General features: G+C 43.5%; 15 protein-coding genes and 1 tRNA gene. 15 read left to right on the forward strand and 1 reads right to left on the reverse strand.

The annotated features are described in order from the left end of the window. The first annotated feature begins 75 nt into the window (after nt 1-75). Together PGW42_RS04405 and PGW42_RS04410 are read left to right on the forward strand one after the other, a co-directional pair. Entirely contained in the window at nt 76-1227 is a 1152-nt protein-coding gene (locus tag PGW42_RS04405) for a PqqD family protein (protein ID WP_270202909.1), read from the forward strand. After that, nucleotides 1228-2997 carry a peptidase domain-containing ABC transporter gene (locus PGW42_RS04410; protein ID WP_270202908.1) on the forward strand — a complete coding sequence of 590 codons (1770 nt, stop codon included), beginning with the start codon at nt 1228-1230 and terminating at the stop codon, nt 2995-2997. 442 nt (nt 2998-3439) lie between these two features. Here PGW42_RS04410 and PGW42_RS04415 read toward each other — a convergent pair whose 3' ends face one another. Then, a complete protein-coding gene (locus PGW42_RS04415; RefSeq protein WP_270202907.1) occupies nt 3440-3826 on the reverse strand; it encodes a hypothetical protein in 387 nt (128 codons plus the stop codon). A gap of 218 nt (nt 3827-4044) precedes the next feature. On the opposite strand from PGW42_RS04415, the gene PGW42_RS04420 reads away from it, so the two are divergent. The 13 genes from PGW42_RS04420 (at nt 4045) to fabD (ending at nt 14257) form a co-directional block, all read left to right on the forward strand. Continuing rightward, nucleotides 4045-4512, forward strand: coding sequence for a MarR family transcriptional regulator (locus tag PGW42_RS04420; RefSeq protein WP_270202906.1), 468 nt, complete (start codon nt 4045-4047; stop codon nt 4510-4512). 2 nt (nt 4513-4514) lie between these two features. Then, nucleotides 4515-5927, forward strand: coding sequence for an MATE family efflux transporter (locus tag PGW42_RS04425; RefSeq protein WP_270202905.1), 1413 nt, complete (start codon nt 4515-4517; stop codon nt 5925-5927). An 81-nt stretch (nt 5928-6008) separates the two neighbouring features. Beyond that, the gene (locus tag PGW42_RS04430; protein WP_270202904.1) at nt 6009-6929 is read left to right on the forward strand and encodes a glycosyltransferase; all 921 of its coding nucleotides are present in this window, start codon (nt 6009-6011) and stop codon (nt 6927-6929) included. Beyond that, complete coding sequence (locus PGW42_RS04435; protein ID WP_055156301.1) at nt 6929-7474, forward strand: histidine phosphatase family protein; 546 nt, start codon at nt 6929-6931, stop codon at nt 7472-7474. Before PGW42_RS04430 ends, PGW42_RS04435 begins: the two co-directional genes overlap by 1 nt. 9 nt (nt 7475-7483) lie before the next feature. Further along, nucleotides 7484-7957, forward strand: coding sequence for an LURP-one-related/scramblase family protein (locus PGW42_RS04440; RefSeq protein ID WP_117823453.1), 474 nt, complete (start codon nt 7484-7486; stop codon nt 7955-7957). Nucleotides 7958-8047: 90 nt separating this feature from the next. Next, a tRNA-Leu gene (locus tag PGW42_RS04445) sits at nt 8048-8130 on the forward strand. 437 nt (nt 8131-8567) lie between these two features. Then, nucleotides 8568-8963, forward strand: coding sequence for an aspartate 1-decarboxylase (panD, locus tag PGW42_RS04450; RefSeq protein ID WP_055156306.1), 396 nt, complete (start codon nt 8568-8570; stop codon nt 8961-8963). A gap of 80 nt (nt 8964-9043) precedes the next feature. Continuing rightward, entirely contained in the window at nt 9044-9883 is an 840-nt protein-coding gene (gene panC, locus PGW42_RS04455; RefSeq protein WP_270202903.1) for a pantoate--beta-alanine ligase, read from the forward strand. A gap of 3 nt (nt 9884-9886) precedes the next feature. Beyond that, nucleotides 9887-10861 (forward strand): bile acid:sodium symporter family protein, encoded by a 975-nt coding sequence (locus PGW42_RS04460; RefSeq protein WP_270202902.1) that lies wholly within the window; start codon nt 9887-9889, stop codon nt 10859-10861. 285 nt (nt 10862-11146) lie between these two features. Then, the gene (locus PGW42_RS04465; RefSeq protein ID WP_022220152.1) at nt 11147-12109 is read left to right on the forward strand and encodes a beta-ketoacyl-ACP synthase III; all 963 of its coding nucleotides are present in this window, start codon (nt 11147-11149) and stop codon (nt 12107-12109) included. A gap of 36 nt (nt 12110-12145) precedes the next feature. Continuing rightward, nucleotides 12146-12370 (forward strand): acyl carrier protein, encoded by a 225-nt coding sequence (locus PGW42_RS04470; RefSeq protein ID WP_117557679.1) that lies wholly within the window; start codon nt 12146-12148, stop codon nt 12368-12370. Between the two features lie 35 nt (nt 12371-12405). After that, a complete protein-coding gene (gene fabK / locus PGW42_RS04475; RefSeq protein WP_117834920.1) occupies nt 12406-13344 on the forward strand; it encodes an enoyl-[acyl-carrier-protein] reductase FabK in 939 nt (312 codons plus the stop codon). Further along, entirely contained in the window at nt 13337-14257 is a 921-nt protein-coding gene (gene fabD / locus PGW42_RS04480) for an ACP S-malonyltransferase (protein WP_270202901.1), read from the forward strand. Before fabK ends, fabD begins: the two co-directional genes overlap by 8 nt. Nucleotides 14258-14270: the final 13 nt, after the last annotated feature.

A 14270-nucleotide genomic window follows, 5' to 3' on the forward strand; every position in this document is an offset into this window, starting at 1 on the left:
CCAAAATTGAGGCGATTCGTGGTACAATGAAAGTCTGGGAAGAAAGAGAACGGGTTGTGGATAAAAGGAGTAGTTATGATAAAACGTCAGAATGGTTATGTATTAAAAAAAATAAAGGGCACTGCGTATCTGCTCCCGTATGGACAGAACATTGCAGATCAGAAAAGAGGACTCATTTTCAATGAGACAGGAGAGGTAATCTGGAATTTCCTGGATAAAGAGAAAACATTGGAGGAAATCATCGAAGCGGTGGCTGCTTATTATGAAATCCCTGTTTCGGACAGGGAAGAACTTGGCAAAGATGTAGAGGAATTTGTCAGTCAGCTTCTGGGAATGGGAATTTTAAAGGAAGAACTAAAAGAAGGAAAAGAACCATTTTATCATTGTATGAAGATTGGCGGAATCTGTATAAAACTATGCGGACCGGCAGACATATTTCCAAAACAGTTTGCCTCTTTTTTCTGTGAAGAGGAAGAAGCAGATCAGATCATTGAGGTGAAAGTCTTGGTTCCGGCAAATAAGCCAAATGGAAACGTACTGATCCGCAATAAAGAAATGAGTATCTGTGAGTGTGATGAAGGATATCTGGTGCTTTTTCATCAAATGAAAAATGTACTGGAAGGCTATATGACGAAGGATGGAAGTTATGTACGGATCCACGCACTGATGCCGCAAAATGAAGAAGAAAAGGACAATCTTTTCCACGCGATCCGGCTGTTTTATCTGTATCTGGCGCAGAAAAAGGGATTTTATGCAATCCATTCGGCCTCTATTTTATACCAGAACAAGGCATGGCTTTTTTCGGGGCATTCCGGTATGGGAAAATCTACACACACGGAACTTTGGCATGAACGGGTTCATACGCCTTATCTGAACGGAGATCTGAATCTGGTTGGAATAGAAAATGGGAAGCTGAAGGTCTATGGAATGCCATGGTGCGGAACTTCCGGGATTTTCACAACAAGTACACAGGAGCTTGGCGGAATCGTCCTGCTTGGAAGGGATGATTATGATCATCTGGAAAGGCTAGGGGAAGCAGAAAAAATCGTCCGTGTGATGCAGCGCATGATCTCACCGGCCTGGACAGAAGAACAGATGGAAAAAAATCTTGATTTTGCAGGGCAGATCGTAGAAAACAGTCCGGTATATTATCTGAAATGTACGAAAAATCCGTCAGCGGTAGAAACGATCAAGGCACAGATAGACCAGATGGAGGCAGAAGGATAAATGAAAAAAAAGATACAGCTGTTCTGGAAGCATCTGAAGGCAGGGACATTCCAGAAAATGTGGATGCAGACAAAATGGATTTCTCAGTATGCACGCCGCTATTGGAAGGCGATGATTGTGTACACAGCACTTGGCCTTGCAGGAACGGGCGTTTCGCTGATCTCAAGCCTGATCTCAAAAGACCTGGTTGATATTATTACCGGGCATCAGACTGGAAAGCTTCTCAGTACATTTGCTGCGATGATCGGGTTTTCCATTGCAAATATTCTGGTTTCGCAGGCATCTGGTTATGCGTCGACCTTTATCAATCTGAAAGTGGATGCGGAGATCAAGAATGATATTTTTGCAAAAATGATGGTGACAGACTGGGAGTCACTGACGGCGTATCACACCGGTGATCTGGTGACAAGGTGGAGCTCGGATGCATCCAATATCTCAAGTGGGATTTTGAACTGGATTCCGAATTTGATCATCTACACGGTACGTTTTTTCAGTTCACTGGCGATTGTGGTTTATTATGACCCAAGTTTTGCAGTCTTTGCTTTGATCGGAATTCCGTTCAGTGCATTGCTTTCAAGACCGCTGCTTCGGAGAATGCGTAATAATAATGAGCGCAGTGCGGCGATGAATGCAAAGCTTTACGGATTCAATCAGGAGACCTTTTCTAATATCCAGACGATTAAGGCATTTGACCTGATTTCTTTTTATATTGACCGGCTGAAAAATCTGCAGAAGGAGTATATCGGGATGCGTCTGGAATTTCAGAAAATGTCAATGCTGACTTCGGTTCTGATGTCGCTGATCGGATTTGTTGTGTCTTACAGCTGTTATGGATGGGGAATTTATCGTGTCTGGAGTGGTGTGATCAGTTATGGTACGATGACCATGTTCCTGTCCCTTTCAGGGAATCTTACCAGTTCTGTAAATTCGCTGACTGGTCTGATTCCGTCGGCAATTTCCCTGACAATTTCGGCAGGGCGTCTGATGGATATCGTGGAAATGCCGCAGGAGGATTACAGCCGGGACAGCGAAGTCCGGGCATTTGAAAATGCATACCGTGCCGGAGGAATCGGACTGGATATGCAGGAACTGAGCTATCGGTATAATACAGGAACGGAAGTATTTTCGCATGCAACGGTAGAGGCGTATCCACATGAGATCGTGGCACTTGTCGGTCCATCCGGAGAGGGAAAGACAACGATGCTACGGCTGATCTTGTCCCTTTTAAAACCACAGGGTGGGGATGCATGGGTGTGCGCCGGAGAAGACAGAAGCAAAAAGCTTGCAATGTCTCCGTCAACCAGAAAACTATTTTCTTATGTACCGCAGGGAAATACGATGTTCTCAGGTACGATCGCGGAAAACCTGCGCAATGTAAAGCCTGATGCGACAGATGCAGAAGTGATCGAAGCACTGAAGCTTGCGGAAGCATGGGAGTTTGTAGAAAAGCTTCCGGATGGAATCGACAGTGTGGTAAAGGAACGTGGCGGTGGCTTTTCGGAAGGACAGGCACAGCGGCTTTCTATTGCGAGGGCACTTCTTCGAAAGTCTCCGATCCTGCTTCTGGATGAGGCGACTTCCGCACTTGATGTGGCAACCGAGCGGCGTGTGTTAAAGAATATCATGGCAGATACCTATCCGAGAACCTGTATCGTGACTACTCACCGGCCGACTGTGCTGAATATCTGTACACGGGTATATGCAATCCGGGATAAGAAGTGTGAGGTGTTGGGGGAAGAAGAGATTGCGAAGATGGTGAAGGATTTTTAGAGGAAGAAAACTGGAATTAAAGAGCAAAAAAGAGAGTTTCCCAAAACAACAGATTCTGGAAACTCTCTTTTTCTATAGGTAGATTTAGAATTTTTAGCAGTGTTTAAAATTAGTCAGTGATACTTACGCCTGTGATAGCAAGACCTGTATCAGATGTGACTACAAGATCACCAAATCCAATGTTGTCCATTTAACTGAATGCGGTAATCACCACGTCCGGTTTCAGGTTTCTGATGGATATAAGCAGATACTGTATAACATCCGCTTGCAGCGTATACGTCTTCGGCTAAGTCTATATCTATTGTTACGACTGGTTTTGAATATGTTTTCTTTATATAGAATACAATCTAAAAAAAGAGTCAATATTTTTTGAGAAAAAATGCAGTTTTGTGCAATAAAATACAACAGCCTCAAACGAAGCTGTTATATGAAATCCTTTATATTAGAGTACAGAATAAGAAAAATCTTTCATTTTTAAGTTATCAATGGATGTTCCATGATTCAGATGAACACCGATTGTAAGTGGATTCTCAGCAGTACTTGCAAAGGTAAGAGTTGCGGTCTGTCCTGAACATGTTGCATTCACAGATGCATCAGTTGTTTCAACCTGGTCAATTTTATCATTGAAATTGATAACCAAAGTGATCGTACCATCAATATTGGACCAGTTTGCCATAGCAAGTCCTTTTCCACCATTGGTTCCCCAGCGGTCCCACACGCCATGGTAAGTAACATCGAGTGTTCCCTTGGATGCACCACTTGCGGCATATACTCCTTCTGAAATTTCATTATCTATAGAAATTACTGGTTTTTTATAAATTTTCATCATTACAAATTACCTCCTAAATCCAGTTAATCTTAGCTGATGTAATTATATGGATTCTAAAAGAGAAAGTCAATAGATAATGTATAAAAAAATAAACAATGATATATGAAATCAACAGGTTTGATTTATTGACATTTGTAAGAGTTGATTGTAAGATATTTGCGTGCGCAAATAGTTGCATAGATGAAGGAGCATTTGCCATAAAATGAAGGAGAAAAGATATGACTTCTGAATTACATAAGGTTCAAAGACCGATGAAAGATCTGGTAAAGTGGACAGCTATATTGAGTTTGAATCTGAACAGTCTGTTGGACAGAAGGCTGGAGACATTTGGAATCAACAGCAGTCAGTTTGTTTATATATTGAAAGTATGCAGGAGCCCGGGAATAACGAGAGAATGCATTTTCCATGAGATTTATCGGAATCCGAGCAATATAAGCAGAGCACTTACCCAACTGGAAGAAAAAGGGTATATGACGAAGGAACCAAGTCGGGAAGACCGGAGAACCTGTCATTTATATCCGACTAAAAAGGCGCAGGAGACTTATGAGCAGATCGAGGAAATCCTGTCCAGATGTGATCAGGAGATTATGGAAATATTTTCAGAGGAAGAGAAAGAGATATTTCCGGGAATTTTGCAGAAAGCAGCACTTCGGGCAGTTGAGCTGAATGAAAAGGAGAGGCTATAAAGGTGAGAGATAAAAAGGCAAATACAGTGAATGAGCAGGACAATCCGCTTGGGTATGAAAAGGAATCAAAACTACTGGTTGGATTTGCGATTCCATGCATTATTTCCATGCTGGTAACAGCTCTTTACAATATTGTAGATCAGATTTTCATTGGTCAGGGTGTGGGAATGCTGGGAAATGCAGCAACGAATATTGCGTTTCCGCTTTCTACTTCCTGTACGGCAATCTCACTGCTGCTTGGAATCGGCAGTGCGACCAATTTTTCATTGAAGCTTGGTGCAGGAGAAGAAAAAGAATCTGCAGAGTATGCGGGAAATGGAATTTGCCTGATGGCAATTTTCGGGATTGCACTTTTTGCAGTAACGACGATTTTTCTGACTCCGATGCTGAAATTCTTTGGTGCCACATCGGAGGTACTTCCGTATGCACAGGAATATACACGGATCACGGCAATTGGCTTTCCATTTCTGATCGCAAATACGGGGATGAGTAAGCTGATCCTTGCGGATGGAAGTCCGCGGTATTCGATGACATCTATGCTGGTGGGTGCTATTGTAAATACAATTCTGGATCCGATTTTTATTTTTGGGCTGCATATGGGAATGAGGGGCGCAGCACTTGCTACGATCATAGGACAGATCGTTTCGTTCTGCATCAGTCTGCGGTATATGTTCCATTTTAAAACGATCCGGCTTACAAAGGAAAGTTTCCATATGACGGGAAGACATATCGAGAATATTTTCAAATTCGGTGCCAGTGCCTGCTTTAACCAGATTGCAATGACGATCGTACAGATCGTACTGAATAATACATTGTCGCATTATGGAGCACAGTCTGTATATGGCGGTGACATTCCGCTTGCCTGTGCCGGGATCATTACAAAAGTAAATATGATCTTTATGTCATTTGTTATCGGAATTTCCCAGGGAATCCAGCCGATTATCGGCTTCAACTATGGCGCAGAGAAGTATGAACGGGTACGGAAAAGCTACCTGCTCGCACTTGGAACTGCAACCGTTCTTTCCGGAATTGCATTTTTCTGTTTCCAGGTATTCCCGAGACAGATCATCAGCGTATTTGGTTCGGGAAGTGAGCTGTATTTTCAGTTTTCAGAGCGGTATTTCCGGATCTATATGTTCCTTACGCTTATCAATGGAATCCAGCCGGTTACATCGAACTTTTTCAACTCCATCGGAAAATCGCAGCTGGGTGTATTTATGTCCCTGACAAGACAGATTTTCTTTTTATTGCCGCTGATCGTGATCTTTCCATTGTTTATGGGAATTGACGGGGTTATGTATGCCGGACCAATTGCAGATGCGGCAGCAGCAATCGTCTGCGGATATTTCATGGTGAGGGAGCTTAAGGAACTTTCCTCGATGGATAGGAAGAAAAAAGAAGAATATGCAGCATAATGGTTGTAAGTAAATCAGGATATAAGCTGGAAAAAAATTTGTATATACTGATTAGTAAGAAAAACGAAATGAGATGATGACTTGAATATTGAGATTGTTATTCCAGTATTCCGACCAGATGGACGACTGAAAATGAGTATAGAGAGATTATTGAGACAGAGTGTAATGCCGGACAGAATTTTGCTTGAAGTTCTTTATGAGAATCCGATTGATAGGGAAATCCCGGAAATCTATATGGATAAAAGAATTGAGGTCCGATATACTCCAAAGGAGGAATATGACCGGGCAGGAAGCAGAGATGCGATCTTACGGGAACTGGATTCGGATATTGTGATTTTTATGGTACAGACGGCGATACCACAGAACCGATATCTGGTAGAGAAGCTGACAGAACCGTTTAAAGAGGAGCGGACGGCGGTCGTGTATGGAAGGCATATGACAGATGATGAATGCAGTCCGATCGAGTGTTGTGTGAGACAGTTTAACTATCCGCCGAAAGGTATGACAAAGTCTTTGGAAGATACCGGAAAGCTTGGAATCCGGACATTTTTCAATTCTAATGTATGCGCAGCGTACAGAAGAAGTGCGTATCTGGAGACAGAAGGCTTTGGAAAGAGGATGATCGCCGGAGAGGACATGCTCGCGGCGAGAAGACTTCTGGAAAAGGGCTGGCAGACGGTTTATGCGCCAGAGGCTGAGATTCTGTATTATCGCAATGACAATCTGCGCGAACTCTGGAAGCGTAACTTTGATATCGGGGTTGCGCATGCGGAGCATCCGGAGATGATTGAAAATACAAAACCTGGAAAAGAAGGAATGCGGCTGGTCCGTGTGACTTCAGCGCTTCTGAAGCGGAATCATATGGAGGAATATTTAGGTGAAGTGGCGGCGCGAAGTGCGGTTCGGTATCTTGCCTATCATTTTGGAAAACATTATGCGCATTTACCGGAACATTTTGTCCGGAAATGCTCGGCAAATAAAGCGTACTGGGAGAAAGAATAATGGGACATTTTTATTTTACAAGACATGGACAGACTGTATGGAATGTGGAAAATAAAATCTGTGGTGCGACAGATATCGAGCTGACAGAGCTTGGACATGAGCAGGCAATGGAGCTTGGAAGAAAGATTAAGGAAGAGGGCGTAAAGATTGACGAGATCCTATATTCGCCACTTGTCCGGGCGAAGGAGACCGCGCGCCATATTTCGGAGGTAACAGGGATTCCGATGCGTGAGGAGATGCGCCTGAAGGAGCAGAATTTTGGAAAATATGAGTCCACTCCGAGAAATGGGGAGGAGTTCAAAAAGGCAAAACAGAACTTTATCAATCATTTCGAAGGCGGGGAGACAATGCTTCATCTGTGCCAGAGGATTTACAATCTTCTGGATGATATTCGGAAAGAAGCGGATGATAAGGTTTATCTACTGGTTGCACATAATGGAATTTCCAGAGTAATCCAGTCTTATTTTTATGATATGACGAATGAAGAGTTTGCGGCATTTGGAATTAAGAACTGCGAATTGAGGAAGTATGAATTTCCGGAGTAGGAGTAGCGTATGAAATTACTTGTTAAGCAGAGAGTTTTTTCATGGACAGATTCATATGATGTTTATGATGAGAATGAAAATGCGAAGTATTTTGTAAAAGCAGAGTTTTTGTCGCTTGGACACCGGCTGCATGTATATGATATGGCAGGGAACGAACTCGGGTTGATTAAAGAAAAAGTGATGTCATTACTTCCAGTGTTTGAAATTGAAGTGAATGGGCAGACACTTGGACGGATTGAAAAGCGTTTTACATTGTTTCGACCGAAGTATGATGTTGAGTTTAATGGATGGCATGTAGAAGGAGATTTCATGGGATGGAATTATGATATCTATGAAGCATGCAGTCCTGTGGTACATATTACAAAAGAATTATTCCACTGGGGAGATACTTATGTACTGGATTTTGCAAATCCGGCAGATGAATTGATGGGACTTCTTCTGGTAATTACAATTGATGCGGCAAACTGCATTCAAAATAATTGATGTAATTTAATGAAATGTAAAAAAAGTCAAAAAAAACATAAAAAACACTTGCCAAACCGGTTGGTATGTGATAAGATTCTTTTTGTTGACGCGGAAGTGTCGGAATGGCAGACGAGCTAGATTCAGGTTCTAGTGCTCGCAAGGGCGTGTGGGTTCAAGTCCCATCTTCCGCATAATAAAAGAAACCTCAGGTGATTCGCCTGAGGTTTTCTTTTATTGTACCGAAGCGATCCCTGAACCCAGGGTCCAGGTCTTCGCTCCGCTACGGTCGGCGCAGAGCACTCGTCCACCGGACGAGTTGCGCCCCATCTTCCGCACAGATGTCTTGAATTAAATACATGAGAACATCGGATTGACAATCTCTTGTCAAGGTGCAATAATATCCGCGGAGGTAGTATTTGAAAACTACAAAACTATACTCTGACTGAATCACAACAATTTCATATCGAAATCGTTTCCGTCAGAAATTGGCGGAGAAGGAGCTTATATTTATTAAGAGGTAAAATAAGACTCAGGGAATACGAAGAATAGCAGAAGCATTTGCAGGGAGAAGTATGCCTTGACAATGCTTTTTTGTTTTACGTGTTTCCGGACAGAAAAGGAGTAAGACATGACAGTTGAGATGCTAAAAGGAAAGATTCATCGTGCTACGGTAGTACAGGCAGAATTAGATTACGTGGGAAGTATTACCGTTGATGAGGAACTGCTGGAGGCAGCAGGAATTATGGAATATGAGAAGGTTCAGATCGTGGACGTGAATAACGGAAGCCGATTTGAAACTTATACGATCTGTGGTAAGCGTGGAAGCGGAATGATCTGCTTAAATGGCGCTGCGGCAAGATGTGTAAGTACAGGTGATAAGGTTATTATCATGTGTTATGCAAATTATGAGGCAGAAGAAGCCAAAGAACATAAACCAAAAGTTGTTTTCGTGGATGATGAAAATAAGATCAGCCGTGTGACAAATTATGAAAAACATGGGTTGTTGAAAGACCAGGAAAAATAAGGAATCTAAAAACAAAATGAAATTTGTTGAATTCAGAACAAGAGGCTATCTCCGAATTTATTATAAAGAGGAGAATTATCATGCAGGTAACAACAACAGTCGAAGAGACAAGAAAATTAGTTAAGAACTGGAAAAAAGAAGAAAAAACCGTAGGTCTTGTACCGACCATGGGATTCTTACATGAAGGGCATGCAAGCCTGATAAGGAGATGCCGTGAGGAAAACGATATTGTTGTGGTATCCGATTTTGTCAATCCGACACAGTTCGGACCGACAGAAGACCTGGAAGCATACCCGAGAGATTTTAAACGTGACAGTGAGCTTTGTGAGAGCCTTGGAGCAGATCTGATCTTTCATCCGGAACCGAAGGATATGTATCATGATCCATATGCTTACGTAAGTATTGATACGTTATCTGATACCCTTTGCGGAAAGACAAGACCGATCCATTTTAAAGGGGTATGTACGGTTGTTTCCAAATTATTCAATATTGTAGCACCGGACAGAGCTTATTTTGGACAGAAGGATGCACAGCAGCTTGCAATCATCCGCAAGATGGTGCAGGATTTGAATTTTGATATCCAGATCGTAGGCTGCCCGATCATCCGTGAGGAAGACGGACTTGCCAAATCGTCCAGAAATACCTATTTAAGCGCAGAAGAGAGAAGGGCTGCACTGTGCCTTTCAAGAGCCGTTAAAACCGGTCAGGAGGCGATCTGCAAGGGAATTAAGGCAGAAGAAGTCCTGTCAAAGATGCGCGCAGTGATCGAAGCAGAGCCGCTTGCAAAGATCGACTATGTATCCATGGTAGATGCACTGGATATGCAGCCGGTCGAGAGTGTGGAAAAAGATGTTCTGGTTGCCATGGCAGTCTATATTGGAAAAACAAGGCTGATCGACAATTTCAGCTATGAGGTATAGCCTATGGAAAACAGAATGAAAAAAGTGGGAAAGGTCAGCTCTTTTCTTACAAAATATATCGGGATCATCATTATCTGTTTTTCCATCATTGCATTTTTCTGGCGTGACGGCTTTGCGTGGACAACGAGCTACACTTCTGTATTTCTTGGAGTTGCCATGTTCGGCATGGGGCTTACGATCAAGATGGACGATTTCAAAAGAGTCTTTTCCAGACCAAAAGAAATCCTGATCGGATTCATCGCACAGTACACGATCATGCCGGTGATTGCGTGGATCCTGTGTCAGCTGATGCAGCTGCCGACAGATCTGGCACTTGGCGTGATCCTGGTTGGTTGCTGCCCGGGCGGAACGGCAAGCAATGTGATCACCTATATTGCCGGAGGTGATGTGGCGCTTTCTGTCGGAATGACGATCACATCAACTCTTGCGGCACCGATTGTAACACCACTTCTGGTGTATGTACTCGCCGGAGCATGGGTAGAGGTATCCTTCTGGGCAATGGTAATTTCTGTAGTAAAGGTTGTTCTGGTTCCGGTACTTCTGGGAATTCTGATCAACTGGGTCTGGGGAAAACAGATCCAGAAAATATCAGAGGTTCTGCCACTGATCTCAGTTGTATCGATCGTAATGATCATCAGCGGAATCGTAGCCGTCAATGCAGAAAAAATCTTAAGCTGCGGACTTCTGGTTCTTGGAGTTGTGATGCTTCACAATCTCTGCGGAATGGGAATCGGACTTGGTGCAGCGAAAATTTTACATATTGAGTACGATAAGGCAACCGCTATTGCCATCGAAGTCGGAATGCAGAACAGTGGACTTGCAATTTCCCTTGCGACTGCCAATTTCGCGGCAAATCCACTGGCAACCCTTCCGGGGGCGATCTTCAGTGTATGGCATAATATATCCGGATCTTTGTTTGCAGGGATCCGCCGGAGCGGAGAACAGACGAAAGAGGCATATCAGGAAGTTATAGAATAAGAAAAATCCTGCGATTTTGAATTGGCAAAACCGCAGGATTTTTTGTACTCAGAACAGAAAATACAGAGACTAAAGCACGTCATTTTTGTACCGATTTGAATGGCAGATGAATGGGAAAGAAGAGAACAGGAACTCTTCTTTTCCATTCATTTGCCCCTCGCGTCAAACAAAAAAATTTCCCTCTTGTCAAATCATTCCGATTATGTTATATTATCAAATAGTTTGAATATAAAAATATTTTAGACGAAAAAGATTTTAAAACAAAAATAAATGGAGAGAACAACCATGAGAGGAAGGATATGCGGTACCGGTTCTTATATACCGGAGCATTATTACGACAACAATGATCTCGCGAAGTTTGTGGAGACGAATGATGAATGGATCCGTGAACGGACCGGAATTGTGCGCAGACATATTGCAGAAGAAGATACAACAGTCAGCATGGCGATAAAAGCGGCAAAAAATGCACTTACAGATGCAAAATTAAATGCAGACGATCTGGATCTGATCCTGGTATCTACAATCACGCCAAACACCGTGATCCCAAGCACTGCCTGCGAAGTTCAGAAAGAGCTGGGAGCAGTAAATGCAACCTGTTTCGACATCAGTGCCGCATGCAGCGGTTTTGTGTATGCCTACAATACTGCGCAGGCTTACATAGCAGCCGGAATGTATCAGAACATTCTGGTGATCGGAAGTGAAACCCTATCCGGAATTGTCAACTGGAAAGACAGAGGAAGCTGCATTCTTTTTGGTGACGGGGCAGGAGCAGCCGTGATCTGTGCAGAAGAAGGTGAAATCTTTCCGGCAGTTACCCATTCTGACGGAGCAAAAGGACAGGTACTTGCCTGCGAAAGCCGTCAGCAGAAAAACTGGCAGGACAAAGAAAATGAAAAACAGACTTATGTATCCATGGATGGACAGGCAGTTTTCAAATTTGCCGTAAAAAAAGTGCCGGAAGTCATTGGAGAACTTCTGCAAAAAGCAGATCTGACCGAGAAAGATATTGATCTTTTCGTTCTGCATCAGGCAAACTTACGGATCATCGAATCTGTGGCAAAACGGATGAAAACAGACCTTGCAAAATTCCCGGTCAACATTGAAGAATACGGTAATACATCATCCGCCAGCATCCCAATCCTCCTGGATGAACTGAACAAAACCGGTCGCTTCCACAAAGGACAGAAGATTGTTCTCTGCGGCTTCGGTGCCGGACTCACCTGGGGAGCCACACTCATAGAGTGGTAAATATAAAAATAATCAAACAATAAGGAGACTAAGAACATGTTAGAAAAAGTAAAAGAAATCGTAGCAGAAGGACTTGACGTAAACGTAGCAGACCTCACAGAGGAGACAACTTTTGAATCTCTTGGAGCAGATTCCCTTGATCTGATGGATATGGTTATGACATTTGAAGATGAATTTGGTGTGGAAATCGATACGGAAGCAATCGGTGATCTCAAGACAATCGGAAGTGTTGTAACATACATCGAAGGACTGAAAAAATAAGAATCGCAAAAACACAGACAGAAAGAGGTTGTAATATGAAAACAGAAGTAACCGAATTACTTGGAATCGAGTATCCGATCATCCAGGGCGGAATGGCCTGGGTTGCTGAGTATCATCTTGCGGCCGGCGTATCAAATGCCGGCGGGCTTGGGCTCATCGGGGCTGCAAGCGCCCCGGCTGAGTGGGTACGTGAACAGATCAGAGAAGCAAAAAAGCTGACTGATAAACCATTTGGAGTAAATATCATGCTGATGAGTCCTTATGCAGAGGACGTGGCAAAAGTAGTAGCGGAAGAAGGCGTAAAGGTTGTAACGACAGGCGCCGGAAGCCCGGAAAAATATATGAAAATGTGGAAAGAAGCAGGAATTAAAGTCATTCCGGTGGTTGCATCCGTTGCACTTGCAAGAAGAATGGAACGGTGCGGGGCAGATGCAGTTGTTGCGGAAGGATGTGAATCCGGAGGACACATCGGAGAAAATACGACTATGGTACTGGTTCCACAGATTGTAGACGCAGTGAAGATTCCGGTAATCGCAGCCGGAGGAATCGCAGATGGAAGAGGAATTGCGGCAGCATTTATGCTGGGAGCAAAAGCCGTACAGATGGGAACCCATTTTGTTGCGACCGAAGAATCTATCGTACATGAAAATTATAAAAATGCGATCATCAAAGCGAAGGACATTGATTCCAGAGTAACCGGAAGAAGCACAGGACATCCGGTAAGAGCACTTCGCAACCAAATGACGAAAAAATATCTGGACCTTGAGAAAAACGGTGCATCCTTTGAAGAACTTGAGCACCTTACACTTGGAGGCTTAAGAAAGGCCGTTGTAGACGGAGATGTGACAAACGGAAGCGTAATGGCGGGACAGAGTGCAGCCATGATAAAAGAGATCATGAGCTGTAAAGACCTGATCCAAAAGCTGGTAAGTGAGACGGATGCACTGATCGGAGGCAAAGGATTTTATGAATAAAACAGCATTCATTTTCCCGGGACAGGGCGCGCAGAAGTGCGGTATGGGAAAAGATTTTTATGAAAACAGTGAACTTGCAAAAGAGATTTTTGATACAGCAACAGCAGAGCTGGGACTTGATATGACAAAGCTTTGCTTTGAAGAAAATGAGCAGCTGGATCAGACAGAATACACTCAGGCAGCCATGGTAACAGCCTGTCTTGCAATGACAGCCGAGATTGAAAAGAGAGGTCTTACACCGGATGTGACAGCCGGGCTCAGCCTTGGAGAGTACTGTGCGATCAGCGCAGCGGGAGGTATGCAGCCGAAAGACGCCATTTCTCTTGTGAGAAAAAGAGGGATTCTGATGCAGAATACCGTTCCGGCAGGTGAAGGAGCCATGGCGGCAATCCTGGGACTGGATGGAGAGACGATTGAAAAAGTGACGGAAGAAATTCCGGGTGCGTCTGTGGCAAATTATAACTGTCCGGGACAGATTGTAATTACAGGAAAGACCGCAGCGGTAGAAAAGGCAGCAGAGTCTTTAAAAGCAGCCGGAGCAAAAAGGGCGGTTCTGTTAAATGTAAGTGGTCCGTTCCACTCAAAGATGCTGGAAAGTGCAGGCGAAGAGCTTGCGAAGGAAATGGAGAAGAGAAATTTTGAACCACTTGCCATTCCTTATGTGACGAATGTTACGGCAAAATATGTGACGGATATCAAAGAGACAAAGGCACTTCTTGCAAAACAGATTTCTTCACCGGTACGATGGGAAGAAAGTGTGAGAACTATGATTGAAGATGGTGTAGACACTTTTGTGGAAATCGGACCGGGAAAAACACTCGCCGGATTTATGCGGCGTATCGACAAAGGTGTCAAAGTATATAATATCGAAACTTGGGAAGATATGGAAAAAGTAATTGCTGAACTGGTGTAAAAAACAGGCAATG

It is taken from the genome of Coprococcus sp. TM115-187 (assembly GCF_027679115.1).
Taxonomy (GTDB): Bacteria; Bacillota; Clostridia; order Lachnospirales; family Lachnospiraceae; genus Allocoprococcus; species Allocoprococcus comes.

Bases quoted from the DNA above. Each gene is read 5' to 3' on its own strand.
- PGW42_RS04405 (WP_270202909.1), top strand. From the start codon at position 76: ATGATAAAACGTCAGAATGGTTATGTATTAAAAAAAATAAAGGGCACT.
- PGW42_RS04410 (WP_270202908.1), top strand. From the start codon at position 1,228: ATGAAAAAAAAGATACAGCTGTTCTGGAAGCATCTGAAGGCAGGGACA.
- PGW42_RS04415 (WP_270202907.1), bottom strand. From the start codon at position 3,826: ATGATGAAAATTTATAAAAAACCAGTAATTTCTATAGATAATGAAATT.
- PGW42_RS04420 (WP_270202906.1), top strand. From the start codon at position 4,045: ATGACTTCTGAATTACATAAGGTTCAAAGACCGATGAAAGATCTGGTA.
- PGW42_RS04435 (WP_055156301.1), top strand. From the start codon at position 6,929: ATGGGACATTTTTATTTTACAAGACATGGACAGACTGTATGGAATGTG.
- PGW42_RS04440 (WP_117823453.1), top strand. From the start codon at position 7,484: ATGAAATTACTTGTTAAGCAGAGAGTTTTTTCATGGACAGATTCATAT.
- panD (WP_055156306.1), top strand. From the start codon at position 8,568: ATGACAGTTGAGATGCTAAAAGGAAAGATTCATCGTGCTACGGTAGTA.
- panC (WP_270202903.1), top strand. From the start codon at position 9,044: ATGCAGGTAACAACAACAGTCGAAGAGACAAGAAAATTAGTTAAGAAC.
- PGW42_RS04460 (WP_270202902.1), top strand. From the start codon at position 9,887: ATGGAAAACAGAATGAAAAAAGTGGGAAAGGTCAGCTCTTTTCTTACA.
- PGW42_RS04465 (WP_022220152.1), top strand. From the start codon at position 11,147: ATGAGAGGAAGGATATGCGGTACCGGTTCTTATATACCGGAGCATTAT.
- PGW42_RS04470 (WP_117557679.1), top strand. From the start codon at position 12,146: ATGTTAGAAAAAGTAAAAGAAATCGTAGCAGAAGGACTTGACGTAAAC.
- fabK (WP_117834920.1), top strand. From the start codon at position 12,406: ATGAAAACAGAAGTAACCGAATTACTTGGAATCGAGTATCCGATCATC.
- fabD (WP_270202901.1), top strand. From the start codon at position 13,337: ATGAATAAAACAGCATTCATTTTCCCGGGACAGGGCGCGCAGAAGTGC.